This window comes from Streptomyces daliensis (assembly GCF_054782395.1).
Genome location: NZ_BAAGSO010000078.1, coordinates 195,632 through 220,806 on the forward strand (window position 1 = coordinate 195,632; position 25,175 = coordinate 220,806).

Below are 25,175 nucleotides of genomic sequence, written 5' to 3' on the forward strand. Positions count from 1 at the left end.
GACGCCCGTCACTGTTACGTGCATTACGTGCACGGAAACTCCACCTGAGGGGAAGGCAGACTGGCCCCATGCGTGCCCCCCGTCCACCCCGCCGCCCGCGCAGCCTCGCAGGTCAGCTCTTCGCGATGCAGGTCGTGCTGGTGGCCGTCGTGGTCGCGGGATGCGCGGTGTTCGCGTACGTCACCGACCGTATGCAGGCCGAGGAGTCCGCGAGCCACCGCGCCATGGCGACGGCCCGCGCGGTCGCGGGCTCCCCCTCCGTGCGCGAGGCCATCCGCACCCCGCGTCCGACGGAACGGCTCCAGCCCTACGCGGAGGAGGTGCGCCGCGGTACCGGGGTCACCTTCATCACCATCATGGACACCGACGGCGTGCGCTGGACGCACCCGGACCCCGCGCGCATAGGCGGACGCTTCGTCGGCCACACGGAGGCGGCGGTGCGGGGCGGCAGCGTCGAGGAGACGTACACGGGCACGCTGGGCCCCTCCGTGCGCGTGGTCACTCCGGTGCGGGAGGACGACGGGCGGGTCGTCGGGCTGGTCAGCGCGGGCATCGCGGTGGACACGATCAGCGAGGAGCTGCGCCAGCAGGTCGTGCTGCTGCTCGCCGTCGCCGCCGCTGCCCTGGTGCTGGGCGGCGTCGGCACGTACGTGATCAACGCGCGGCTGCGGCGCCACACCCACGGCATGAACGCGGCCGAGCTGAGCCGCGTGCACGACTACCACGAGGCGGCGCTGCACGCGGTGCGCGAGGGGCTGCTGATGCTCGACGGGCAGCGGCGCGTAGCGTTGATGAACGACGGCGCCCGGGAACTGCTCGGACTGCTGGGCGAGCCGGAAGTGGTGGGACGCGGCGTGGACGACCTCGGACTGCCGCCCTCCCTGACAGGGGCGCTGCTGTCGGCAGGGCCGCGCGTGGACGAGGTGCATCTGACGGCCGAGCGGGTCGTCGTCGTCAACACCTCGCCCGTCTCGGGCGGCGAGCAGCGGGGCACGGTCGTGACCCTGCGCGACCACACCGAGCTGCAATCCCTCGCGGGCGAACTGGACTCCGTACGCGGCTTCGCCGAGGCCCTGCGCTCCCAGGCCCACGAGGCGGCGAACCGGCTGCACACGGTCGTCTCGCTGATCGAACTGGGGCGCACGGAGGAGGCCGTCGACTTCGCGACGGAGGAACTGGAGCTGGCGCAGGCCCTCACGGACCAGGTGGTCTCGGCGGTCGGCGAGCCCGTGCTGGCCGCGCTGCTGCTGGGCAAGGCGGCGCAGGCGAACGAGCGCGGCGTGGAACTGTCCCTCACCGAGGACAGCCACATCGACGACGGCCTCCTCCCCGACCACCTCACGGCCCGCGACCTGGTCACGGTCCTGGGCAACCTGATCGACAACGCGGTCGACGCGGCGTCCCTGCGGGAGGGGGCGGTGGCGGGGGCGGCGCATGCGGGTGCCGGTACGGATACGGGTGCGGGTGCGGGCCCCGGTGCGGATGCGGGTGGCGGCTCGGATACCGGTACGGACACGTACGCGGGCGCCGGCGCGGACACCGGTGCCGGTGTGGACGCGGGTTCCGGTACAGACACGGGGGCCCGTACAGGCGCGGATGCCCGTACAGGCGCGGATGCCGGTGCGGGCCCGAGTGGCATTGGGCCGTCGCCCCGGGTCACCGTCACCGTCGGTGTGGCCGCGCGGGGCGACGCGGGGCAGGGCGGCGCCGACCTGCTCGTGCGGGTCGCCGACACCGGGCCCGGCGTCTCCCCCGAGGACGTCGGCGCGATCTTCGAGCGGGGCTGGTCGACGAAGCCCGCGCCAGGCGGGGGCCGGGGCCTCGGCCTCGCGCTGGTCCAGCAGACCGCGCGCCGCCACGGCGGCACCGTGGACGTGGCAGAAGGCCCGGGCGGGGGCGCCGAGTTCACCGTCCGCCTCCCCCTCGGCACCGCGCCGCACCCCCGTCGCGAAGCCCCCTCCCCCGCACGTCAGGGAGCCGGAACATGACGGGCCGCGACAGCGACAGCCGCAGCGGCGGCGGCCCGGACACCCCGGGCCCCGGCACGGGCGGCACCGGCCCCGGCACGGGCACGGGCGCGATCCAGGTGCTGGTGGTCGAGGACGACCCCGTCGCCGCCGACGCGCACGCGCTCTACGTCTCACGCGTCCCCGGCTTCGCGGTCGCCGGAATCGCCCACTCCCGCGCCGAGGCCACCCGCGCGCTGGACCGCCTGCCCGCCGTGGACCTGATCCTGCTCGACCTCTACCTCCCCGACGGCCACGGCCTCGCCCTGCTGCGCGCCCTGCGCGGCGCGGGCCGTACCACGGACGTCTTCGCGGTCACCTCGGCGCGCGATCTGACCGTCATCAGGGAGGGCGTGTCGCTCGGCGTGGTGCAGCACGTGCTGAAGCCGTTCACCTTCCCGACGCTGCGCGACCGGCTGCGCCGGTACGCGGAGTTCCGCAGCAGCACGGCGGCCGCGAGCGGCGAGGCGGGCAGCCAGGCCGAGGTGGACAGGGCGCTGTCCGTTCTGCGCGCGCCGCAGCCGACGACGCTGCCCAAGGGGCTGAGCGCGCCCACGATGGACGCGGTGACGGACGTGCTGCGCGCGGTCGGCGAGGCCGGGCTCACCGCGAGCGCGGCGGCGGAGGAGATCGGCGTCAACCGGATCACGGCGCGCCGCTATCTGGAGCACCTGGTGGAGGCGGGCCGCGCCGACCGCCGTCCGCAGTACGGGCACGTCGGGCGCCCGGAGTTCTGCTACCGCTGGCGGTTCTGAACGGCCGCCCACACACGGCCGACGGGCGCTGCGGTGGCCAAGTCCCGCGCGTGCACGGCGGGCTGACGCCCCGACAGATGCCGCGCCCCCGCGCGAGAACCGCACCCCCGCGAACCCGGTCGCGGAGGCGACCGGCCCTTCCCCCCACTCCCGTCGACCCGTCTGCACGCCCATTGACCCGGGCAGCGCGGACAGGTCACCGTACGGGCAGACGCAGCTCCACGTGGCCGGCGGCCCGCAGGTCCGCCCTGGCCGTGGCCCCAGGAGGTCATGCCCGTGCGCCCCACCGCTCCGCTGGTCCTCTCCCTCACCGCCGCTCTCGCCGCCGCCACGCTCAGTGGCTGCGGCGGGGGTTCCGGCAGCGACAAGAACACCGTCAAGATCGCCTTCCGCAAGGACACCGACAAGGCCGTCACCGTCCTGGACGACTACGTGAAGCGGGTGGCCGCCGACTTCGAGAAGCGGAACAAGGGCAAGAAGACCGAACTCGTCCCCATCCAGGCGTCCCAGCAGGACTACTACACCAAGCTCCAGCAGATGATGCGGTCCCCCAAGACCGCGCCCGACGTGGTCTACGAGGACACCTTCCTCATCAACTCGGACATCAAGAGCGGCTATCTGCTCCCGCTGGACGGCTACCTCGCCAAGTGGGACGACTGGAACCAGTTCGAGGAATCCGCGAAGGGCGCGGCCAAGGCGCCCGACGGCAAGACCTACGGCGTGCCCGACGGCACCGACACCCGCGGCCTCTGGTTCAACAAGAACATCTTCAAGAAGGCCGGACTCCCCCAGGACTGGAAGCCGAAGACCTGGGACGACGTGCTCAAGGCCGCGCGCACCATCAAGAAGGAGGTGCCCGGCGTCCACCCGCTCAACGTCTTCACCGGAAAGTCGGCAGGGGAGGCAGCCGCCATGCAGGGCTTCCAGATGCTGCTGTACGGGACGGGCGAGGACCCGCTCTACGATCCCGGCGCCAAGAAGTGGATCAAGGGCAGCGAGGGGTTCAAGGACAGCCTGGAGTTCGTCGAGACCGTCTACAAGGAGAAGCTCGGCCCGGACGTCGACCAGGCGCTCAGCCCCAGCATCCAGACCAAGGTCGCCACCGAGATGCTCCCCGAGGAGAAGCTCGCCATCGCCGTGGACGGCTCCTGGCTCGGCCAGCACTGGCTGAAGGGCAGCGGCACGGACTGGCCCGAGTGGGACGAGACCATGGGCCTGGCCCCGATGCCCACCCAGCACGGGCAGGCGCCCGGCGAGGTCAGCATGTCGGGCGGCTGGACGTGGTCGATCCCCGCGAAGTCCCAGAACCCGGACCTGGCCTGGAAGATGATCGAGACGCTCCAGACCCGGCGCAACGCACTCGACTGGTGCGTGCACGGCGCGCAGATCGCCGTACGCAAGGACGTCGCGGAGGACCCGGAGTACAAGAAGTCCATGCCGGGCACCGACTTCTTCACGCAGCGCGTCGAGCACACCAACTACCGCCCCGCGCTGCCCGTCTACCCGCAGGTGTCCACGGCCATCACCGAGGCCATGGAGTCGGTGACCACGGGCGACGCCTCCGTCGACGAGGCGGCCAGGACCTACGACGAGCAGCTCGACTCCATCGCCGACGGCGCGGTCACGACGAGGTGAGCGCCGCCGACCTCGCCGCAGGCTCGAAGCGGCCCCCGGCAGCGGCGGGAGCGGGGGCGGGAGGCCCTGGCGCGCGGGGCCGGACGACCGGGCGCGGGGGCCGCTGGCGCTGGCTGCCCATCGCCCCCGCGACGCTGCTCCTGCTGCTCTTCCTCGCCGGGCCCATCGGCTACTGCGTCTACATCGCCTTCACCGACATGCAGCTCACGGGCCAGACCTCGGCCTCGTTCGTCGGATTCGACAACTTCCGGCGTGCCTTCGCTGACGCGGGCTTCCGCAACGCCGTCGTCCTCACTCTGGTCTTCACCCTCATCTCCTCGATCCTCGGCCAGAACACCCTGGGGCTCGCGCTGGCGGCGCTGATGCGGCGCGGCTCGAAGACGGTCCGCTCCGTCACCGGGGCCATCGTCATCAGCGCGTGGGTGCTGCCGGAGATCGTGGCGGGCTTCCTCCTGTACACGTTCTTCAGCAAGGAGGGGACGCTCAACGCGCTCCTGGACTGGCTCCACCTCCCCGTCCAGAACTGGCTCTACACGCTGCCCATCCTCGCCGTCTCGTTCGCGAACGTGTGGCGGGGCACGGCGTTCTCGATGCTGGTCTACTCGGCGGCGCTGTCCGAGATCCCGAAGGAGGTCACCGAGTCGGCCGAGGTGGACGGCGCGGGCGGCTGGCAGCGGCTGTGGCGCATCACGCTGCCGATGATCCGCCGCTCGATCGGCACCAATCTGATGCTCAACACCCTCCAGACCCTCTCCGTCTTCGGCCTCATCTGGGCCATGACACGCGGCGGCCCAGGCAACCGCAGCCAGACGCTGCCCGTGTTCATGTACGACCAGGCGTTCAACAAGTCCCTCATCGGCTACGGCACCGCGGTAGCGCTCCTGCTCCTCCTGGTCGGCGCGCTCTTCTCCGTCGTCTATCTGCGCCTGATGCGCGAGGAGGTCTGAGCCCGCCCATGACCGCGCTCCCCCGCACCGTCCCGCGACGCGCCGCGCTGCCGTCGCGCCCGCTGCTGACCCGCCGCACGCGCCAGCGCCTCGCCGCCGACCTCGGGCTCCTCGTCCTCGCGGCGTGCTTCGTGATCCCGCTGCTGTGGCTGCTCTTCGCCTCCGTCGACGACGAGGCCACGCTGCGCGTGAGCCCGCCGGGCTCGCCCACGCTGGACAACTTCTCCGCCGTCCTGACCGACGAGATCACCTTCACGCCGATGCTCAACAGCCTGCTGCTGTGCGGCAGCGCGACGCTGATGACCGTCGGCTGCGCGGCGCTCGCCGCCTATCCGCTCTCCCGCTTCCGGTCCCGCTTCTCGCGCCCGTACCTGCTGACGATCCTCTTCACCACCTGCCTGCCGATCACGGCGGTGATGGTGCCGGTCTACGGGCTCTTCGTACAGGTCGAGCTGATCGACACCCTGTACGGCACCTCGTTCTTCCTGGCCACCTCGCAACTGCCCTTCGCCGTATGGCTGATGAAGAACTTCATGGACGGCGTCCCGGTGGCGCTGGAGGAGGCGGCGTGGACGGACGGGGCGAGCTGGTTCCAGTCACTGACCCGCGTCATCCTGCCCCTGATGGGCCCCGGTATCGCGGTCGTCACCGTCTACAGCTTCATCATGATGTGGGGGAACTTCTTCGTCCCCTTCATGCTCATCCTCAGCCCCGAGCAACTTCCGGCCTCCGTCAGCATCTTCACGTTCTTCGGCAACTACGGGGCCATCGCCTTCGGTGAGCTGGCCGCGTTCTCCCTCCTCTACTCGACGCCCGTCGTGCTGCTCTACGTCCTCATCTCGCGCCGTCTCGGCGGCGGCTTCACGCTGGGCGGCGCGGTGAAGGGGTAACCGCGGGACACCTGTCGAAGATGGTGAACCGACGTTGTTCGCGCAGGTCGAGCGGCTGAATCTGGACGCATGTCGAACCCCACGGACACTCCCCCCTCCGCCGGGGGCGGGGGCCACCCGCCCAAGTCGCCCGCCCCTTTACCCGCCCACGCCCACGCCTCCGCTCCCACACCCGCTCCCGCCACGGCGGGCGGGTGGCCCGCCGTGCTGGCCGTCGCCGCCGCCACGTTCTCCGTCGTCACGGCGGAGATGCTGCCCGTCGGCCTGCTCACACCCATCGGCCACACGCTGCGCGTCTCCGACGGCGCCGCCGGGCTGACCCTGACGGCCACCGGCCTGGTCGCGGCCCTCGCCGCGCCCGTCGTCCCGCTGACGGCGCGGCGCGCCGACCGCAGGCTGGTGCTCGCGGGCCTGCTGGTGCTGCTGGCGGCGGCGAACCTGCTCGCGGCCTGGGCGCCCGTCTTCGGCGTGCTGCTGCTCGCCCGGGTGCTCGTCGGCCTCGGCATGGGCGGGGTGTGGGCCGTCGCGGCGAGCCTGGCCGTACGCCTGGTACCGGCCCGCTCCGTCGCGCCCGCCACCGCCGCCGTGTTCAGCGGCATCGCCGTCGCCTCCGTCGTCGGGGTGCCCGCGGGCACGCTCGTCGGCGAACTCGCGGGCTGGCGCGCCGCGTTCGCCCTCATGGCCGCCGTCTCGCTGGCCGTCGCCGCCGCCCTCGCACTGCTGCTGCCCCCGCTCCCGGCCGACGGGAGGGCACGGCCGCGCGAACTGGCCGCGCTGCTGCGCGCGCCCCGGCTGCGCACCGGGCTGCTGGTCGTCCTGCTGCTGGTCGCTGGGCACTTCGCCGCGTACACCTATGTGCGGCCCGTGCTGGAGGAGCTGTCCGGGATCGGCGCCGGGCTGCTCAGCGTGCTGCTGCTCGCCTACGGCGTCGCGGGCATCGCGGGCAACTTCCTCGCCGGGGCCACCGTCTCCCGACGCGCGGACCGCACCCTGCTCGTGCTGTGCGCGGGCCTGGCCGCGGCCATGCTGGCGACGCCGCTGCTGGGGACGTCGGCCCCCGGCGCCGTCGTGCTGCTGCTGGTGTGGGGGCTGGCGTACGGGGGCGTGTCCGTCGCGGCCCAGACGTGGCTGCTCGCGCGGGCTCCGGGGGCGCCGGGCGCGCGGGAGACGGCCTCGGCGCTCTTCGCGTCCGTCTTCAACATCGCGATCTCGCTGGGCGCGCTGCTCGGCGGCCGGGCCGCCGACGCGCTGGGCGAGCCGGGCGTCATGTGGCTGGGCGGGGCGCTGGCGCTGCTCGCGCTGGGGGTGGCGTGGCCGCGTGGCGGGCGCGGCCGGGGGAATTGAAGCGGGGCGCTGCTGAGCTGCGTCAACGCGCGCGAACGCCCGCCGTCAGTACGGCGGGCGCCTCCCGTGTCCGGGTACTGCTAGCTGACGTACGCGGCGAAGGCCGTCCACGCGGCGGCGGGGACGGTCAGGGTCGGGCCGTCTTCGCCTGCCTTGGAGTCACGTATGTGGACGGCCGGGTCCGGGCACCCGCACGCGGCGACCTCGACGCAGTCGCCGCCATTAGGGCTGCTGTAGCTCGACTTGTGCCAGCCGAAGGCGACCTCTACGCAGTTGCCGCCTCCGCTATCGCTGTGGCTGGACTTGTGCCAGCCGAGGGCGACCTCGACGCACTGGCCACCGCTGTCGTCGCTGTAGCTGGATTTCCGCCAGTCGAAGGCGATCTCGACGCACTCACCTCCGCCGCTGTCGCTGTAGCTGGACTTGAACCACCGCAAAGTGTCGTTCATTGCTCTCCCGCCAACTGCTCGATGAGATCCAGGGATTCACGTGGGCTCAGGGCCTGTGCCCGGATCTTCGCATAGCGTTGGGAGAACGTACTGACCTTGGCCGGATCGCTGATGAGCAAGCTCTCGCCCTGGACCTCCAGATAGACCAGGTGGTCGTGGTCCATGGTTTCCAGCACAGTCAGTGGGCCGCGAGCACCTGCGTACTCGCCCTCCAGGCCGCAGTCTTGGGGGAGTACCTGGAGGGTGACGTTGCGCCGTTGGGCGTCCTGGGCCAGCGAGCGCATCTGGCCCCGCATGATCTCCTGGCTGCCGATCGGCCGTCGTAACACCGACTCCTCCAGGATCAGCTCAATCGTCGGCAGCGGGTCGCGCCCGAACAGCGCTCTGCGGGCCATCCGAGCCTCGACAAGTTCCTCGACCCGTTGCTCCGGGAGCACCGGGTAACCGCCCGTGATCAGCGCTCGGGCGTACTCCTCCGTTTGGAAGAGCCCGTCGACTACCAACGCCTGATACAAGGACAGAACGGTCGCACGCTGCTCTAGCGGCGCGAAGTCGCGGAACTGCGGCGGGTACTTATCCCGACGCAGGTACTTCATGGACGCCTCGAAGACGGGGATCCCGCCCAGCAGGACCCTGTCCATCCCCTTGAGCATCTTCTCGCTGCCGGGCTGCACGCCCGTCTCCATCGCGCTGACCGCAGCGCCCGTATAGCCCAGTTCCTCTCCGACGTTGTCCTGCGTCATCTTCAGGTGCTTGCGGAGAATACGCGCGATCTCACCGACGTATCTGGTCGTGCTCAGGTTCGGCTGATCCTGTTCTTCGTGTTCCGCTTCTTCCATTGACGCGTCACCACCCGGTCCGGGTCGTCCTCAAGTGATCTGAACCGGCCCTCAGGGCGATTTCGCGCAGCTCAACACGGCCCGGCCCTCGCCCTTGAGGTCCAGCTCTGGAAAACGCTAGTCGCGACTACCGAAACTTTTCCCGCGAATACAGAAAGTGACCGTACCGACAGGCGACGGACGGGGTGCGTCGTCACGCACCGTCGAAGAGCCCAGCGCACAGGCGTACGCCCCGGGCGCACCCGGGTAGCCTTCCCGCAGCCACGGGAGGGGGACACGTGCGGGGGCGACGTCTCAGCGAACGGTACGAGCTGCGGGAACCACTCGGCGCGGGCGGCATGGGCGAGGTCTGGCGGGCGCGTGACGAGGAGCTGGACAGGGACGTCGCCGTCAAGATCCTGATCCCGCTGCACAGTTCGGACGAGACGGCGCGGCGCGAACACCTGGGCCGTTTCCTGCGCGAGGCCCGCGCCGCCGCCGCGCTGGACAGCCCGTACATCGTCGCGGTCCACGACCACGGCACCGACGGCGACACCCCGTACCTCGTGATGTCCCTCGTCGAGGGCCGTACGCTGCACGAACTGCTGCTCGCCGAGGGCCGGGCCCCGGTGCGCGACGCGCTGCGCTGGACGGGCCACGTCTGCGAGGCGCTGGGCGCGGCGCACGCGGCGGGCGTCGTCCACCGGGACATCAAGCCAGCCAACATCATGGTGACGGAGGACGGCACGGCCAAGGTCGTGGACTTCGGCATCGCCCGGTTCACCGAACCCCGGGCGAGCGACCCGCAGTTGACGCACACGGGCCAGATGCCGTTCGGCAGCGTGCTCTACCTCGCGCCCGAACGCTTCCGCCAGGAGCCGGGCGACGGCAGGACGGACCTGTACGCGCTGGGGTGCGTGCTCTACGAACTCCTCGTCGGACGCCCGCCGTTCACCGGCAACGCGGCGGGCGTCATGTTCAACCACCTCAACGATGTACCGCTGCTCCCCAGCCGCGCACGCGCCGAGGTGCCCGCCTCCGTCGACCGGCTCGTCCTCGCCCTGATGGCCAAGCACCCCGACGGCCGCCCGGCGGACGCGGAAGCGGCACTGGAGCGCGTCCGGGCGACCCTCGACGCGCTCCCCGAACCGGAACCGGAATCCGAGCCCGTATCCGCATCCGCATCCGCGGCCGAACCCGCGCCCGGACCCGAGGCCACCGCCGTCGGCGAGACCACCCAGCCCAGCGCCCGCCCCGTCGAACCGCTGCTGGAGGCCGCGACCGGCGAGCCCGCGCCCGCCCCGCCCCGGCAGCCGCCGTGGAAGGGGCTGGCGACGCTGGGCGTCCTGGCCGCGGTCCTCGTTCCCGTGGCCCTCGGCGCGGAGACGGACGAAGCCGCGGCCCCCTCCGTCGAGGCCAGGCCCCCCAGCGCCTCCCCCGCACCGAGCCCCAGCAACGGCCCGGCGACCACGGGCTACACCCTCGGCATCGCCTACGAGGGGAGCGAGGACGAAGCCCGGGGACCCGGCTACCAGGAGCGGAAGGCCGTGGTCACCGCCGCGCTGAAGGAGGCGGAGGAGCGGACCGGCCGCGATCTCCCCGTCCTGCCCGTGAACGCGGGCGAGACCGACGACGCCGACGAGGCCGATCTCGACGCGGACGCGGCGGCGACGCTGCTGAAGCGGCACCCGGGCATGCTCGCCGTCCTCGGCGAGACCGACGCGCTGGACGACTCGACGGGGCTGAGCGCGGACCTGGCGATGGTCGACACCTGCGAGGGCGGCGGGGAGGTGATGGGCACGTTCGCGGTGAGCGCGCCACTGTCGGAGGTCGGCGAGCAGGAGGGCCGCTATCTGCGGGCCGAGGGCGTGGACACGGTGCTCGTCGGCTCGGACTACGACGGCGGCGAGGGCGCGCGGGACGACACCGAACTCGGCCGTGCCCTGCGCGCCGGAGGGGTGAAGGCCGTGCCGTCGGAGACCGAGCCCGACCTGATGGACGCCTCGGACGTGCGCAGGGACACGCGCGCCAAGAAGGCGGACGCGGTGACGCTCCCCGAGGGCAGCATGCGCACCTGGATCGACGCGCTGAAAGGGCCGGAGGGGCCGCGGCTGCTCGTGCAGGACGGCTACGCGGCGGGCTGCGTACGCACCGGCTCCCCGGGCGACTCCGAGGAGGAGCAGAAGGGCCTGCCCGAGGGCTCACTGCGCTTCCGCGCCTTCCACGACCCCTCGCAGAAACCCGACTGCGCCTCTTTCCCGAAGCTGTGCCCGGCGCCCGGCTCGTCTCCCGACGACGAGCTGCGCGTGCTGCTCAAGGACCGCAACGCGGCGGAGCTGTACGACGCGACGCTCGCCGTCGGCCAGGCCCTCGCCCGCGTCCTCCCGGAAGGACCGGCGCCCGCGGCGGCCCGCGAGCGGGTCAGGAAGGAGCTGGCGGACGTCGAGGTGAAGGGGCTCCTGGGCACGTACGACTTCGACGGGCACCAGGCGCGCGAGCGCCCGGTCTGGGTGGACCGCCGCACCGGCGGGAAGTGGCAGCAGCTCGGCACGGTCACCGGATTCCTGGGCACCGGCACCGGCACCGGCACCGGCAAGGACTGACCCCGGCCCGCGCCCCGGCCACCCCGGGCCGCCCCGCGCGGTCTAGAAGACGGCCTCCGCCTCGTCCATGCGGTCCTGCGGCACCCGCTTCAGCTCCGTCACCGCGCTGGCCAGCGGCACCATCACGATGTCCGTGCCGCGCAGCGCCGTCATCCGGCCGAAGTCGCCCCGGTGCGCCGCCTCCACCGCGTGCCAGCCGAAGCGGGTCGCGAGGACGCGGTCGTACGCGGTGGGGGTGCCGCCGCGCTGGACGTGGCCGAGGATGACCGGCTTGGCCTCCTTGCCGAGCCGGTGCTCCAGCTCGCTGGCCAGCCGGTTGCCGATGCCGACGAAGCGCTCGTGCCCGTACTGGTCGATGGCGCCCTTCTCGTAGGGCATGGAGCCCTCGGCGGGGTGCGCGCCCTCGGCCACGCAGACGATGGCGAACTTCTTGCCGCGCGCGAAGCGCTCCTCGATCATCTTCGCCAGGTCGTCGATCTCGAAGGGGCGCTCCGGGATGCAGATCCCGTGCGCACCGGCGGCCATGCCCGCCTCCAGGGCGATCCAGCCCGCGTGGCGGCCCATGACCTCGACGACCATGACGCGCTGGTGCGACTCGGCGGTGGTCTTGAGCCGGTCCATGGCCTCGGAGGCCACGCCGACGGCGGTGTCGAAGCCGAAGGTGCGGTCGGTGGCTGAGATGTCGTTGTCGATGGTCTTGGGCACGCCCACCACGGGCAGCCCCACATCGGCGAGCATCCGCGCCGCTGTCAGGGTGCCCTCGCCGCCGATGGGGATCAGCGCGTCGAGCCCGAGGCGCTCCACCAGCTCCTCGGAGTTGTCGCACGCCTCGCGCAGCTTGTCCCGCTCCAGCCGCGCCGAGCCGAGGATCGTGCCGCCGCGGGCGAGGATGCCGGAGACGGAGTTGATGTCGAGCGGGCGGTAGCGGCCTTCGAGCAGGCCCTTGAAGCCGTCCTCGAAGCCGATGACCTCGTCACCGCGGTCGTGCACGGCTCGGTGGACGACGGATCGGATCACGGCGTTGAGACCGGGGCAGTCGCCGCCCGCTGTGAGGACTCCGATGCGCATGGCGTTCGCTTCTCCTGCTCGGTGAGTGGCCCGCGGAGAGACGGACCCTGGTGCTGCTGATCCCTGGGTTCCTTGGGTTTCCACGGGTTCCCTGGGTTCCATGGGTGATGAGCCGGTGCGATTGTTTCATGTCTTGAACGCACACGGCACCGCCCGTCCACTCCTTGGGCCGATCTCTTCGGCATCTCCCGGACGAGCGGCCTAGCCAGCCACGCAGGTATTGTCAAGGGTATAGGTGCACCATTACGGGCGCTTTTCAGGCGAATACCGCCCGGTGTGACCAGGGGCGATTCACACCGCGAACGCGCATACGGCACCTCCGCCACCACGGACGCGACGGAGAGGGAGAGCACGCGTGACGCGCAGCGTGTATGTGACCAGCATCAGCCGGGGGGACGGCCGCCAGGTCGTCGAGCTGGGAGTCATGGAACTACTGACCCGCCAGGTGGACCGCGTCGGCGTCTTCCGCCCCCTGGTGCACGACGGGCCCGACCGGCTCTACGACCTGCTGCGCAGCCGCTACCGGCTCACCCAGCCCGCCGGTTCCGTCTTCGGCATGAGCTACGACGAGGCCGCGGCGCTCCAGGCCGAGCGGGGCACGGACGAGCTGCTCTCCCGGCTCGTCGACCGCTTCCACGAGGTCGCCGCCGAGTACGAGGCCGTGCTCGTCCTCGGCACCGACTACGCCGACACCCAGATCCCCTCCGAGCTGGCCTTCAACGCCCGGCTGGCCAACGAGTGCGGGGCCGCCGTGCTGCCCGTCGTCGCCGGGAACGACCAGAGCGCGGAGTCCGTCGCCGCCGAGGTGCGCAACGCGCACCACGCCTTCACCTCCCTCGGCTGCGACGTCATCGCCATGATCGCCAACCGGGTGCGCGGCGAGGAGGCCCAGGAGGCGGCGCGGGCGCTCGGCTCGCACCTGCCCGAGCCGGTCTACGTGCTCCCCGAGGAGCCCGCGCTCTCCGCGCCCACCGTCGGCCAGGTCAAGGACACGCTGGGCGCCGAAGTGCTGCTCGGCGACCACGCGGGGCTCGCGCGCGACGTGCGCGACTTCGTCTTCGGCGGCGCCCACCTGCCCACGTTCCTGCCCGCGCTGACCGAGGGCTGCATGGTCATCACGCCCGGCGACCGCGCCGATCTGATCGTCGGCTCACTGGCGGCGCACTCGGCCGGCTCCCCCGCGATAGCCGGTGTGGTGCTCACCCTGGACGAGCGCCCCGGCGAGGAGACCATGGCGCTGGCCGAGCGGCTCGCGCCCGGCACACCCCTGCTGTCCGTACCCGGCGGCTCCTTCCCCACGGCGGCCGAGCTGATCGCGCTGGAGGGCAAGCTCACCGCTGCCACCCCGCGCAAGGCCGAGATCGCCCTCGGCCTCTTCGAGACGCACGTGGACACGGCCCAGCTCACGGCCCGCCTCGCGGTGGCCAGCAGCGGGCGGGTCACGCCGATGATGTTCGAGCACCAGCTCGTGGAGCGCTCCCGCTCCGCCCGCCGCCACATCGTGCTACCCGAGGGCTCCGAGGAGCGGGTGCTGCGCGCCGCCGAGGTGCTGCTGCGCCGCAACATCTGCGATCTGACGCTGCTGGGCGAGCCCGGCGCCGTCCGCAAGGCCGCAGCCGACCTCGGCGTAGGGCTCGCGCTGCTCGACGACGGCGAGGTGCCGGAGGGCACCGGCGCGACGGCCCGGATCGTGGACCCCCACACGTCGCCGCTGCGGGACCGCTTCGCGGAGCTGTACGCGAAGCTGCGCTCCCACAAGGGCGTCACCTTCGAGCTGGCCTACGACGTGGTCGCGGACGTCTCCTACTTCGGGACCCTGATGGTGCAGGAGGGCCTGGCCGACGGCATGGTCTCCGGCGCCGTCCACTCCACGGCGGCCACGATCAGGCCCGCGTTCGAGGTGATCAAGACCAAGCCTGGGGGCACCTCCCAGGGCGCAGCCTCTGGGGGAGCGTCGATCGTCTCGTCCGTCTTCTTCATGTGCCTGGCCGACAAGGTCCTCGTCTACGGCGACTGCGCCGTGAACCCGGACCCGAATGCCGAGCAGCTCGCGGACATCGCCATCCAGTCGGCGGCGACGGCGGCCCGCTTCGGCGTCGAGCCGCGGATCGCGATGCTCTCGTACTCGACGGGCACCTCGGGCTCGGGCGCCGACGTGGACAAGGTGCGCGAGGCGACCAAGCTGGTGCGCGAGCGCCGCCCGGATCTGCTGGTGGAGGGCCCGATCCAGTACGACGCGGCGGTGGAGCCGTCCGTCGCGGCGACGAAGCTGCCGGGGTCCAAGGTCGCGGGCCAGGCGACGGTGCTGATCTTCCCCGACCTCAACACGGGGAACAACACCTACAAGGCCGTGCAGCGCTCCGCTGGCGCGGTGGCCGTCGGCCCCGTGCTCCAGGGCCTGCGCAAGCCCGTCAACGACCTCTCGCGCGGCGCGCTGGTCCAGGACATCGTCAACACCGTCGCGATCACCGCAGTGCAGGCGCAGGGCGAGACGCCCGTGCACCCCGGCGCCTGAACACCCACCCGTACCCGTACCCCCACGCAGAAAGCGACCGCGCCCGTGACCGCCTCCCGCGTCCTCGTCCTCAACTCCGGCTCCTCCTCGCTCAAGTACCAGTTGCTCGACATGACCGACGGCTCCCGGCTCGCGCTGGGCCTCGTGGAGCGGATCGGCGAGGAGACCTCCCGTCTGACGCACACCCCGCTGGCCACGGGCGGCGGCGAGCGCGAGCGCACGGACCCGGTGGCCGACCACGAGGCCGCGCTCAAGGCGGTCTCCGAGGAGCTGGACGCCGACGGCTACGGCCTGGACTCCCCCGAGCTGGCCGCCATCGGCCACCGCGTGGTGCACGGCGGCAAGCGGTTCACGGAGCCGACGGTCATCGACGACGCGGTGCTGGCCGAAATCCGCCGCCTCGTGCCCGTCGCGCCGCTGCACAATCCGGCCAACATCACGGGCATCACCACCGCGCAGGCCCTCAACCCGGGCGTGCCGCAGGTCGCCGTCTTCGACACCTCCTTCCACACCTCGATGCCGGAGCACGCCTCGCGCTACGCCATCGACGTCGAGACGGCCGACGCGCACCGCATCCGGCGCTACGGCTTCCACGGCACCTCGCACGCCTACGTCTCCCGGCAGACCGCCGCGCTGCTGGGCAAGGCGCCCTCCGACGTCAACGTCATCGTGCTGCACCTGGGCAACGGCGCCTCGGCCTCCGCCGTGCGGGGCGGGCGCTGCGTGGACACCTCCATGGGGCTCACCCCCTTGGAGGGCCTGGTGATGGGTACCCGCTCGGGGGACATCGACCCGGCCGTGGTCTTCCACCTGGGCAGGGTCGCCGGGATGTCGGTGGACGAGGTGGACGAGCTGCTGAACAAGCGCAGCGGCCTGGTCGGCCTGTGCGGCGACAACGACATGCGCGAGATCAGGCGCCGGATCGAGGAAGGGGACGAGGCGGCGCGGCTGGCCTTCGACATCTATGTGCACCGGCTCAAGAAGTACATCGGCGCGTACTACGCCGTGCTGGGCCGCGTCGACGCCGTGGTGTTCACCGCGGGCGTGGGCGAGAACGCGGCGCCGGTGCGCGAGGCGGCGCTCGCGGGTCTTGAGGAGCTGGGCCTCGCCGTCGACAGCGACCTGAACGCCGTGCGCTCGGGGGAGGCGCGGCTGATCTCGCCCCAGGAAGCGCGGGTCGCGGTGGCCGTCGTCCCGACCGACGAGGAACTGGAGATCGCACAGCAGACCTACGCGCTCGTCAGCGCCGGGCGGGCCGGTCGGGAAGGGCCCGCCGCCTGACCCACGGACCGCCCGCCAAGATCGCGTGACTCAGCTCACCCCCATACGTTCCGCACTTAAACAAAACGATAGGATCGCCCCCATGCGCCGTTCCAAAATCGTCTGCACCCTGGGCCCCGCCGTCGACTCCTACGATCAGCTCAAGACGCTGATCGAGGCCGGTATGAACGTGGCCCGCTTCAACATGAGCCACGGGTCCCACCCGGAGCACGAGGAGCGGTACCACCGCGTCCGCAAGGCTTCCGAGGAGACCGGCCGCGCCGTGGGCGTCCTGGCCGACCTCCAGGGCCCCAAGATTCGCCTGGAGACCTTCGCCGAGGGCCCCGTCGAGCTGGTCCGCGGTGAGGAATTCACCATCACCACCGAGGACGTCGCGGGCGACAAGACCATCTGCGGCACCACCTACAAGGGCCTGCCCGGCGACGTCGCCAAGGGCGACCCGATCCTGATCAACGACGGCAACGTCGCGCTCCAGGTCACCGAGGTCGACGGCCAGCGCGTGCGCACCATCGTCATCGAGGGCGGCGTGATCTCCGACCACAAGGGGATCAACCTGCCCGGCGCGGCCGTGAATGTGCCCGCGCTCTCCGAGAAGGACATCGACGACCTCAAGTTCGCGCTCCGCATGGGCTGCGACATGGTCGCGCTCTCCTTCGTGCGGGACGCCTCCGACGTGCGCGACGTGCACCGGGTCATGGACGAGGTCGGACGGCGCGTGCCGGTCATCGCCAAGGTGGAGAAGCCCCAGGCGGTCGCCAACATGGAGGAGGTCGTCATGGCCTTCGACAGCGTCATGGTGGCCCGCGGCGACCTCGCGGTGGAGTACCCGCTGGAGAAGGTCCCGATGGTGCAGAAGCGGCTCGTCGAGCTGTGCCGCCGCAACGCCAAGCCGGTCATCGTGGCGACCCAGATGATGGAGTCCATGATCACCAACTCGCGTCCGACGCGTGCCGAGGCGAGCGACGTCGCCAACGCGATCCTGGACGGCGCCGACGCGGTCATGCTCTCGGCCGAGTCCTCCGTCGGGCAGTACCCGATCGAGACGGTCAAGACGATGTCGAAGATCGTCGAGGCCGCAGAGGAGGAGCTGCTCGGGCGCGGCCTCCAGCCGCTCGTCCCGGGCAAGAAGCCGCGCACCCAGGGCGGCTCCGTGGCCCGCGCCGCCTGCGAGATGGCGGACTTCCTCGACGCCAAGGCGCTGGTCGCCTTCACCAAGTCCGGCGACACGGCGCGCCGCCTGTCCCGCTACCGCACGGCGCAGCCGATCCTGGCCTTCACCACCGACGCGGCCACCCGCAGCCAGCTCGCGCTGAGCTGGGGCGTCGAGACGTACGTGGTGCCGCACGTGGACCACACGGACGAGATGGTCGAGCTGGTGGACGCGGAGTTGCTGAAGCTCCAGCGCTACGACGCGGGCGACACGATGATCATCACCGCGGGCTCGCCCCCCGGTGTCCCCGGCACCACCAACATGGTCCGGGTGCACCACCTGGGCAACGACCAGGCGTGACCCGGGAACGTCACCAGGCCTGACCCGGAAACACCAGGGGCCCGCTCCTCTCTCCGTTGAGAGGGCGGGCCCCTGGTCGTCGGCTCCCGGTGGGGCTGGGGGCGTACGGCGGCCTGCTTGCTACTTGCCGACGTACTGGTGCAGTCCTGGCACGGTGAGGTTGCCGCCGAACTGACCGGCCTGCTTGACGGTCACCTTGGTGAACATCGCCTCGGGAATGTTGAGGGGCGGCGGGTGCTCGGGGTCGAAGGTGATCGGGATGAGGCCGAAGAGGTTGCCCTTCAGGCTCTCCGTATACATCGTCACCTTGCCGCCGGTGATGGTGGAGTTGGAGCCCTTGGCGGCCTCCACGTGGTACCGGGTCCCGCCGGGGCCCTCCACGATCTGGTGCAGGTCGCCGATGTCTATGCTGTCGGCGGTGAACTTGAGGGCCTGCTTCTGGCTGCCGTTCGCCGTGCTGACGTTGACGACGCCCTCGTAGTTGAGGCCGTGCAGCGACAGCTTGCTCGACTCCAGGGTCCACGGGTCGTTGGGGAGCGTGACCTGGGTCTGCTCGTCCTTCCCGTCGACCTTCTTCTCCTCGACGCAGGGGAACGCCTTCTTGCCGTCCTCGTCCTCCGCCGTCTTGTTGGTCTCCTCGGACGAGGCGGACTTCCCCAGCTTGTCCGTGGCGTCCTTCGCGTCCTTAGCAGCCTTCTCCGCGGACTCCCCCACCTTGTCGGTGGTGTCCTTGACGCCGTCCTCGACCTTGTTGACGGTGTCCTCGGCCGCCTTGCCGACGTCGGACCCGGACTTCTTCTCCGTCGAGGAGGACTCCTCCTCGGTGGACTCCGGGGCCGTGGTCTCCTCGGAGGCGGACTCCTCCTTCTCCTCGTCCGGGGTGAAGGCGTCCTTGATCTTGTCGCCCAGGCCCAGCGGGTCGAGCGGGTTCTTGGCCTTCTCGGACTCGGAGGGCTCGGGCTCGGGCTCCGTCGTGCTGTCGTCCGAACCGGAGGAGGAGTCGGAGCCGGAACCGGAGCCGGTGGAACCGGACTCCTCGGAGCCGGAACCGGAATCGGAGCCGGAGTCGGAGGACCCGGAGGCGCCGTCCTTCTTCGCCTTCTCCTCGTCCGCCTTCTCCTCGGCTGCCTTCTCCTTGGCCGCCTTCGCCTTAGCGGCCTTCTCCTTCGCCGCCTTCGCCGCCTTCTCCTCAGCCTCCTTCTCCTGCTCGGCCTCTTCCTTGTCCTGCTGGGACACGCAGGGGCCGGACTTGAAGGGGTTCTTGGGCAGCGGCTTGGCGTTGGCGAGCTGGGGCGTGAGGCCCATGCCCATCAGGACCGCGGACGGCATGGCCGCGATGGCGATGGCCTTGCCCGCGGGAACGTGCAACCGGGTCAGCAGCGGCTTCTTGGGCGCCGCGTGCCGCGGCCCGGTTCTTACGCGGACGGCGTCCAGCGATGCTCCCGCTGACGCGCCCGCCTCCTCATGCACCTCGTCACCCGGCACGGTGCCTCCCGTTCCCGTGGTTCGCATCGGCTCCGGTCGACGAAGCCGTTCCAAAGACTGAAAGGTCGTCCTGTGCCTTGCCGGAGCCGGGGGCAGCGGCGTCGGGGCCCCTGTCTCCCCTGTCCGCGTCCGAGCCGGACGAGCCGTCGGAGGAGTACGTCGGGCTCGACGGAGCCCTCTCCGGGCCCGGCCCCTCGTCCTTGCCCTCGCCGGAGCCCTTCGCCGCCGTGGGCTTGCCAGGCGCCCAGGAGACGCCGAGCGCGCCGCCGATGAGCCCCAGCAGGAAGCCGATCAGGAAGGCGCCGACGTTCGAGACGACCAGGGAGACCAGGGCCAGCAGAATCGCCGCGACACCCGCGAACACCCGGGACTGGGGCTGGAACCACATGGTCAGCCCGAGGACGACCAGCAGTACGCCGATGATCAGCGAGCCCGCGCCCGCCGTCGTCGACATCCGGATCGTCAGCGAGCCCAGGGTGAAGTTCTGGTACGGGATGTACATGATCGGGATGCCGGCGAGCAACGTCAGCAGGCCGCCCCAGAACGGGCGCTGTCCGCGCCATCCCCGGAACGAACTGCGCTTCCGGCCGAATCCGTCCGTCAGCCTTTGTCGCGTGTCGGCGCTCATGTCGTACAGCTCCTCGGGACTGGCACAAAGCTAGCTTGCTTGGGTGGAGCGGGCCGTACGGGCGCGGAGCACGCTGAGAGCTGAGCCGGCCGCTCCCCGCCCGTACGGATCAGTGCGTCAGTAGCACTCGTTCTTGCCCTTCTTGACGGCCATCTTGAGGCCGCTGAGCTTGAACGTGCCGGCCGTGGTCGCCCACGCCCGCTGCTTGACGTCCTTGAACGTCGCGGTCTCGGCCTGCTGGGCGAAGGACCCCGGAAGGTACTTGTCGCCCTTGGACGGGCCGGGGCCCTTGGTGGTGTCGTCCACCGAGACGCCGATGTCGACGTTCTTGAACGTCGCGTCGGCCGAGATGTCGTCGGCGTCGATGTAGAGCTTCTTGGCCTCTACCTTCGGACCGCCGGCGCCACCCGCGCTCAGCTTCATCGTCACGTCGCCGAAGGCCGGCACCGGGACGACGACGGACTGGCACAGGCTGCGGATCTGGGCCGTGCTGAACCCGACCACCGCGACGGGCTTCTTGCCCGCCTTCGTGCTGTCGATGGCGCCGTACTGGACAAAACCCTGTCCATCCAGACGGTCGGCCGTGACCTTGAACTGCTGGCCGGAGACGCTGAACGACGCCGCCAGCGCGCCCTGCGAGAGCGCGACACCGATCGCTGCCGTTGCCGCGACGCTCGGCACCATGACGACGGCGAACCGCTTCCATCTGGTCCCGCCACGAGCCAGGGACTCCATGACATTCCTCCTTCTCGGACGTACATCTCCGGCCTGAAGGACCCACTCCTCAATGGGTCTCCCTGCCTGGGATGGGAGAAGTGCTACGTCCTCGGGAAGGAGAGCGCCGTCTTCGGAGCCGTAGAGCTACGTGCGTCCGAGCTGTCGGCGATCACCCCCGAGCGACAACCACTGGCCACGCTCCCGCGCAACCTGCTTTGTTCGGACAGGCTCCGTCGTTCGACGAAGACCCCCCTGCCCGGAAGACCGGCGTCGTTCTGTGGTGCTTGCTGGGGTGGTGCGGGTGCCGGTCTGCTCGGTGGGGACCCAGTGCCGCGGAGATCCGAATGGTGGTCGGACCGCGGGCAATGGACCGAGCTTGGCCGATCGTGGTCTATCTGCGGGCTGTGCACAAGGGGTTCCGTTACTTGCGAGTAACGGTGAGATAACCGATCGGCGGCCGAACAGCATAGGGCAGGCACACAGGGTCGCCGCCACCTGGCCCGAGTAGAGAGGACCATACGGACACGGCGGGAGAAAGCACCGCCTACGGCTTACTACGAGTAACAGCGGCTGTGATTACCAAGTTTTGGCAAAGCACAGCCGCTGTTGTCGCTAAATCCATGTGTGGTGACGCGGGGTGACCCTGGTCAGAACAGTACGCGCGCGAGTGCGCTACGCGCCGTGACTACCCGGGGGTCGTCGGCGCCAATCACCTCGAAGAGATCCAGCAGGCGAAGCCGCGCACTCTCCCTGTCGTCTCCAGCGGAGCGTTTCACCGTCTCCACGAGACGCCCGAAAGCGTCCTCCACATGGCCGCCCGCCATGTCCAGATCCGCCGCCTTCAACTGGGCGGGCACGTCACCGGGCCGCTCGGCGGCGTCCTTGCGCACCTGCTGCGCGTCCAGATCCTGCACCCGCGCGAGCAGTTCCGACATGGCGAGACCCACCTTGGCCTCGACGTTGGCCGGGTCGGTGGAGAGCACGTTCTTGTACGCCTGCACGGCACCGTTCAAATCGCCCGCGTCCAGCGCCTGCTGAGCGGCGGCGAGCGCCGGGTCCTCCGGAATGGCGGGCTCCTCGGGGGCCTCGGCCTGCTCCCCCTCGTCCACGACACCCTGGAGGCCCGTGATGCCGAAGCGCTGCTCGGCGACCTCGATCAACTGGTCGAAGGTCTGCCGGATCTGCTGCTCGGGCGCGGCGCCCTGGAACAGCGGCAGTGCCTGCCCTGCGACGACGGCGAACACCGCGGGGATGCCCTGCACGCCGAACTGCTGCATCAGCATCTGGTTCTGGTCCACGTCGATCTTCGCGAGGAGCACGCGCCCGGCGTACTCCCGCGTCACACGCTCCAGAAGGGGCGAGAGCTGCTTGCACGGCTCGCACCACTCGGCCCAGAAATCGATGATGACCGGGACCTCGGCGGAACGCTGGAGTACGTCCGCTTCAAAGCCCGCCTCGTCTACGTCGATCACCAGACCGGCCGGGGCGGCCTGGCCGCCCCCCTCGGCGGAGCGGGCACGCGCCTGCTCCGCCTTCTCCTTGGCCTCTCCGGCCGCCTTCACCGCGGCGAGGTCGACCACTCCGCTCATGGACATATTGCGTGGCTGCATGAGACCAGTCTCCCCCTTTCGCGCGGCGGTGTGCGCTGGGTCCCCACCCAGCGTGTGGTTGTCGCAACGGTGATCCCTATTCCGCTACGGCTCGTAGCGTAACTCGTGCGCCCCCTGCGCCCGCAAGGCCAACAGGGCGCCCCCGCCGTGATCCGGCTCACGGCGTGGCGCGTACCGGCCGGTATGGTCCCCCGTATGGCAGTCCCAGCCCCCTCACCCCGGCGCCTCGGCCGCCCCCGCAGCGCCGAGGCGGACCACGCGATCCTCGACGCGACGCGCGGCGCGCTGGTCGAACTGGGCTGGAGCAAGCTGACGATGGGGCACGTCGCGACACGTGCGGGCGTCGCCAAGACCACGCTCTACCGGCGCTGGGCACACAAGAGCGAACTGGTGGTGGACGCGGTCGCCGTCCTCTTCGACGAACTGGAACTCCCCGACCGCGGCAGCCTCCGCGCCGACATCGAGGGCGTCGTCCTCTCCTTCGCCGCGCTGCTGGAGAGGCCCGAGACGAAGACCTCGCTGATGGCCGTCGTCGCCGAGTCCACGTACGACACGGCGCTGCGCGCGCGGATCGGGGAGGCGATCGTGGAGCGCCAGAAGCGGCTGGTTCTGGAGGGGCGGGAGCGGGCGCAGGCGCGCGGGGAACTGCCGCCGGACTCCGGGAACGGGGAGGAGACCGCGCGCGTCGTGGACCTCATCTTCGACGTGATCGCCGGGGCGGTGGTGCACCGTTCGCTGGTCAGCGGCGAGGCCGTGGACGAGGTGTGGGCACGCAGCTTCACCACGCTCCTCCTGGACGGCCTCGCCGCCACGAGCCGCCCCTGACGGGGCGGGTTCCGCGGCGGGGAGGGGCGCCCTCGTCCCGCGCCGGGCAGGGGGTGCGCCTGGGGCGGCGACGCGGGGTGCGGGCACGTTGTGGCTGGGCGCGCAGTTCCCCGCGCCCCTGACGGGGCTCCGCCCCCTGACGGGCAGGGGGTGCCCCTGGCCCAGCGTCGCGGAGTGCCGGTGCGTCGTGGCTGGGCGCGCAGTTCCCCGCGCCCCTGACGGGCAGGGGGTGCCCCTGGCCCAGCGTCGCGGAGTGCCGGTACGTCGTGGCTTAGCGCGCAGTTCCCCGCGCCCCTGGTGGGGCTCCGCCCCGCGCCCCTGGTGGGGTGTCCTAGAAGACGGGGGGTTCCGTGTAGACGCCCCACTCGTCGCGGAGGGCGTCGCAGATCTCGCCCAGGGTCGCCTCAGCGCGTACCGCGTCCAGCATGGGGGCGATCATGTTCGTGCCGCCCCGTGCCGCGGCCACCAGACCGGACAGTCCGGCGCGCACCGCCTCGTCGTCCCGTGCGGCCTTGCGCTTGGTGAGCGCGGCCACCTGGTCGCGTTCCACCTCGTGGCTGACGCGCAGGATCTCCAGATCGCCGGTGACGGACGACGTGTGGCAGTTGACGCCGACGACCTTCTTCTCGTCCTTCTCCAGCGCCCGCTGGTACTGGAAGGCCGATTCGGCGATCTCGCCCGTGAACCAGCCGTCCTCGATGCCGCGCAGGATGCCCGAGGTCATCGGGCCGATGGGGTGCTGCCCGTCGGGGACGGCCCGGCGCCCCCGCTCCATGATCCGCTCGAAGATCTTCTCCGCGTCGGCCTCGATCCGGTCCGTCAGCGCCTCCACGTACCAGGACCCGCCCAGCGGGTCGGCGACATTGGTGACGCCCGTCTCCTCCATCAGCACCTGCTGGGTGCGCAGCGCGATCTCAGCGGCGCGCTCGCTGGGGAGCGCGAGGGTCTCGTCGAGCGCGTTCGTGTGCAGCGAGTTGGTGCCGCCGAGCACCGCGGCCAGCGCCTCCACGGCGGTCCGCACCACGTTGTTGTACGGCTGCTGCGCGGTGAGCGAGACGCCCGCCGTCTGGGTGTGGAAGCGCAGCCACTGCGCCTTCTCGCTCGTCGCGCCGTACACGTCCCGCATCCAGCGGGCCCAGATGCGCCGGGCCGCGCGGAACTTGGCGATCTCCTCGAAGAAGTCGACGTGCGCGTCGAAGAAGAAGGACAGGCCCGGCGCGAAGGTGTTGACGTCGAGCCCGCGGCTGAGGCCCAGCTCGACGTAGCCGAAGCCGTCCGCGAGCGTGTACGCCAGCTCCTGCGCGGCCGTCGAGCCCGCCTCGCGGATGTGGTAGCCGGAGACGGAGAGCGGCTTGTAGGCGGGGATGTCGCGGGTGCAGTGCTCCATCAGGTCGCCGATGAGGCGCAGATGGGGCTCGGGCTCGAAGAGCCACTCCTTCTGCGCGATGTACTCCTTGAAGATGTCCGTCTGGAGCGTGCCGTTCAGGACCGCCGGGTCCACGCCCTGGCGCTCGGCCGCCACGAGGTACATGCAGAAGACGGGCACGGCGGGCCCGCTGATCGTCATCGACGTGGTGACGTCGCCGAGCGGGATGCCGGAGAAGAGGGTCTCCATGTCGGCGGCGGAGTCGATGGCGACGCCGCAGTGGCCGACCTCGCCGAGCGAGCGGGGGTCGTCGGAGTCCCGGCCCATGAGGGTGGGCATGTCGAAGGCCACGGAGAGGCCGCCGCCCCCGGCCTCCAGGATCATCTTGTACCGCTCGTTCGTCTGCTCGGCGTTCCCGAACCCGGCGAACTGCCGGATGGTCCACGTCCGCCCGCGGTAGCCGGTGGGGTGGAGCCCTCGCGTGTACGGGTACTCGCCGGGCCAGCCGATCCGCTCGAAGCCCTCGACGGTGTCGCCCGGCCCCGGCCCGTAGACCGGCTCGACGGGGTCACCGCTCAGCGTGGTGAAGTCGGCGTCCCGCTTGCGCGCGGCGTCGTAACGGGCCTGCCAGCGGTTGCGGCCCTCTGCGATGGCGTCAGCGTCCATACCCCCGAATTTACTAGGACGTCCAAGTAATTGTCGATGGCCAACCGCCCGGCGCGT

Annotated in this window: 19 protein-coding genes; 11 read left to right on the forward strand and 8 right to left on the reverse strand. The window is 71.1% G+C overall.

Annotated features, from left to right (window positions below; all coding sequences use genetic code 11):
* The first annotated feature begins 68 nt into the window (after positions 1–68).
* The 6 genes from ACYVOO_RS17910 (at position 69) to ACYVOO_RS17935 (ending at position 7,577) form a co-directional block, all read left to right on the forward strand.
* Complete coding sequence (locus tag ACYVOO_RS17910; protein WP_461016626.1) at positions 69–1,988, forward strand: sensor histidine kinase; 1,920 nt, start codon at positions 69–71, stop codon at positions 1,986–1,988.
* On the forward strand, positions 1,985–2,761 hold the full coding sequence (locus ACYVOO_RS17915; RefSeq protein ID WP_461016627.1) for a response regulator: 777 nt from the start codon (positions 1,985–1,987) through the stop codon (positions 2,759–2,761). The genes ACYVOO_RS17910 and ACYVOO_RS17915 overlap by 4 nt, the downstream gene beginning before the upstream one ends.
* Positions 2,762–3,037: 276 nt before the next feature.
* Positions 3,038–4,396, forward strand: coding sequence for an extracellular solute-binding protein (locus ACYVOO_RS17920; protein ID WP_461016702.1), 1,359 nt, complete (start codon positions 3,038–3,040; stop codon positions 4,394–4,396).
* Positions 4,393–5,343 (forward strand): carbohydrate ABC transporter permease, encoded by a 951-nt coding sequence (locus ACYVOO_RS17925; RefSeq protein WP_461016628.1) that lies wholly within the window; start codon positions 4,393–4,395, stop codon positions 5,341–5,343. The genes ACYVOO_RS17920 and ACYVOO_RS17925 overlap by 4 nt, the downstream gene beginning before the upstream one ends.
* Before the next feature lie 8 nt (positions 5,344–5,351).
* The gene (locus ACYVOO_RS17930; protein ID WP_461016629.1) at positions 5,352–6,233 is read left to right on the forward strand and encodes a carbohydrate ABC transporter permease; all 882 of its coding nucleotides are present in this window, start codon (positions 5,352–5,354) and stop codon (positions 6,231–6,233) included.
* 69 nt (positions 6,234–6,302) lie between these two features.
* Positions 6,303–7,577, forward strand: a complete 1,275-nt coding sequence (locus ACYVOO_RS17935; RefSeq protein ID WP_461016630.1) for an MFS transporter — start codon at positions 6,303–6,305, stop codon at positions 7,575–7,577.
* An 80-nt stretch (positions 7,578–7,657) separates the two neighbouring features.
* On the opposite strand, the gene ACYVOO_RS17940 is transcribed toward ACYVOO_RS17935, so the two are convergent.
* Entirely contained in the window at positions 7,658–8,026 is a 369-nt protein-coding gene (locus ACYVOO_RS17940; RefSeq protein WP_461016631.1) for a DUF397 domain-containing protein, read from the reverse strand.
* On the reverse strand, positions 8,023–8,865 hold the full coding sequence (locus tag ACYVOO_RS17945; RefSeq protein WP_461016632.1) for a helix-turn-helix domain-containing protein: 843 nt from the start codon (positions 8,863–8,865) through the stop codon (positions 8,023–8,025). The genes ACYVOO_RS17940 and ACYVOO_RS17945 overlap by 4 nt, the downstream gene beginning before the upstream one ends.
* Before the next feature lie 278 nt (positions 8,866–9,143).
* Between ACYVOO_RS17945 and ACYVOO_RS17950 the strand changes: the two genes are divergently transcribed.
* Positions 9,144–11,447, forward strand: a complete 2,304-nt coding sequence (locus tag ACYVOO_RS17950; protein ID WP_461016633.1) for a protein kinase domain-containing protein — start codon at positions 9,144–9,146, stop codon at positions 11,445–11,447.
* 42 nt (positions 11,448–11,489) lie between these two features.
* Here the strand turns inward: ACYVOO_RS17950 and ACYVOO_RS17955 are convergent, their stop codons facing one another.
* The gene (locus ACYVOO_RS17955; protein WP_461016634.1) at positions 11,490–12,515 is read right to left on the reverse strand and encodes an ATP-dependent 6-phosphofructokinase; all 1,026 of its coding nucleotides are present in this window, start codon (positions 12,513–12,515) and stop codon (positions 11,490–11,492) included.
* Positions 12,516–12,870: 355 nt separating this feature from the next.
* On the opposite strand from ACYVOO_RS17955, the gene pta reads away from it, so the two are divergent.
* The 3 genes from pta (at position 12,871) to pyk (ending at position 17,821) form a co-directional block, all read left to right on the forward strand.
* The gene (pta, locus tag ACYVOO_RS17960) at positions 12,871–15,030 is read left to right on the forward strand and encodes a phosphate acetyltransferase (protein WP_461016635.1); all 2,160 of its coding nucleotides are present in this window, start codon (positions 12,871–12,873) and stop codon (positions 15,028–15,030) included.
* A gap of 45 nt (positions 15,031–15,075) precedes the next feature.
* On the forward strand, positions 15,076–16,311 hold the full coding sequence (locus ACYVOO_RS17965; protein WP_461016636.1) for an acetate kinase: 1,236 nt from the start codon (positions 15,076–15,078) through the stop codon (positions 16,309–16,311).
* Between the two features lie 82 nt (positions 16,312–16,393).
* Positions 16,394–17,821, forward strand: a complete 1,428-nt coding sequence (pyk, locus tag ACYVOO_RS17970; protein WP_461016637.1) for a pyruvate kinase — start codon at positions 16,394–16,396, stop codon at positions 17,819–17,821.
* A gap of 120 nt (positions 17,822–17,941) precedes the next feature.
* Here pyk and ACYVOO_RS17975 read toward each other — a convergent pair whose 3' ends face one another.
* From ACYVOO_RS17975 to ACYVOO_RS17990, 4 genes are all read right to left on the reverse strand, one after another.
* Positions 17,942–19,306, reverse strand: a complete 1,365-nt coding sequence (locus tag ACYVOO_RS17975) for a hypothetical protein (RefSeq protein WP_461016638.1) — start codon at positions 19,304–19,306, stop codon at positions 17,942–17,944.
* Entirely contained in the window at positions 19,296–19,934 is a 639-nt protein-coding gene (locus ACYVOO_RS17980; RefSeq protein WP_461016639.1) for a DUF6114 domain-containing protein, read from the reverse strand. Before ACYVOO_RS17980 ends, ACYVOO_RS17975 begins: the two co-directional genes overlap by 11 nt.
* Positions 19,935–20,051: 117 nt before the next feature.
* Positions 20,052–20,669, reverse strand: coding sequence for a DUF6230 family protein (locus tag ACYVOO_RS17985; RefSeq protein ID WP_461016640.1), 618 nt, complete (start codon positions 20,667–20,669; stop codon positions 20,052–20,054).
* A 629-nt stretch (positions 20,670–21,298) separates the two neighbouring features.
* Positions 21,299–22,261, reverse strand: coding sequence for a tetratricopeptide repeat protein (locus ACYVOO_RS17990; RefSeq protein ID WP_461016641.1), 963 nt, complete (start codon positions 22,259–22,261; stop codon positions 21,299–21,301).
* 195 nt (positions 22,262–22,456) lie between these two features.
* Here ACYVOO_RS17990 and ACYVOO_RS17995 point away from each other — a divergent pair, with 195 nt between their 5' ends.
* Positions 22,457–23,086: a TetR/AcrR family transcriptional regulator gene (locus ACYVOO_RS17995; protein ID WP_461016642.1), complete on the forward strand. Its 630-nt coding sequence runs from the start codon at positions 22,457–22,459 to the stop codon at positions 23,084–23,086.
* Between the two features lie 331 nt (positions 23,087–23,417).
* On the opposite strand, the gene ACYVOO_RS18000 is transcribed toward ACYVOO_RS17995, so the two are convergent.
* Complete coding sequence (locus ACYVOO_RS18000) at positions 23,418–25,118, reverse strand: acyl-CoA mutase large subunit family protein (RefSeq protein ID WP_461016643.1); 1,701 nt, start codon at positions 25,116–25,118, stop codon at positions 23,418–23,420.
* Positions 25,119–25,175 lie beyond the last annotated feature (57 nt).

Bases quoted from the DNA above. Each gene is read 5' to 3' on its own strand.
- ACYVOO_RS17980 (WP_461016639.1), bottom strand. From the start codon at position 19,934: ATGAGCGCCGACACGCGACAAAGGCTGACGGACGGATTCGGCCGGAAG.
- ACYVOO_RS17990 (WP_461016641.1), bottom strand. From the start codon at position 22,261: ATGCAGCCACGCAATATGTCCATGAGCGGAGTGGTCGACCTCGCCGCG.
- ACYVOO_RS17985 (WP_461016640.1), bottom strand. From the start codon at position 20,669: ATGGAGTCCCTGGCTCGTGGCGGGACCAGATGGAAGCGGTTCGCCGTC.
- ACYVOO_RS17915 (WP_461016627.1), top strand. From the start codon at position 1,985: ATGACGGGCCGCGACAGCGACAGCCGCAGCGGCGGCGGCCCGGACACC.
- ACYVOO_RS17935 (WP_461016630.1), top strand. From the start codon at position 6,303: ATGTCGAACCCCACGGACACTCCCCCCTCCGCCGGGGGCGGGGGCCAC.
- ACYVOO_RS17940 (WP_461016631.1), bottom strand. From the start codon at position 8,026: ATGAACGACACTTTGCGGTGGTTCAAGTCCAGCTACAGCGACAGCGGC.
- ACYVOO_RS17945 (WP_461016632.1), bottom strand. From the start codon at position 8,865: ATGGAAGAAGCGGAACACGAAGAACAGGATCAGCCGAACCTGAGCACG.
- ACYVOO_RS17910 (WP_461016626.1), top strand. From the start codon at position 69: ATGCGTGCCCCCCGTCCACCCCGCCGCCCGCGCAGCCTCGCAGGTCAG.
- ACYVOO_RS17930 (WP_461016629.1), top strand. From the start codon at position 5,352: ATGACCGCGCTCCCCCGCACCGTCCCGCGACGCGCCGCGCTGCCGTCG.
- ACYVOO_RS18000 (WP_461016643.1), bottom strand. From the start codon at position 25,118: ATGGACGCTGACGCCATCGCAGAGGGCCGCAACCGCTGGCAGGCCCGT.
- pyk (WP_461016637.1), top strand. From the start codon at position 16,394: ATGCGCCGTTCCAAAATCGTCTGCACCCTGGGCCCCGCCGTCGACTCC.
- ACYVOO_RS17955 (WP_461016634.1), bottom strand. From the start codon at position 12,515: ATGCGCATCGGAGTCCTCACAGCGGGCGGCGACTGCCCCGGTCTCAAC.
- ACYVOO_RS17995 (WP_461016642.1), top strand. From the start codon at position 22,457: ATGGCAGTCCCAGCCCCCTCACCCCGGCGCCTCGGCCGCCCCCGCAGC.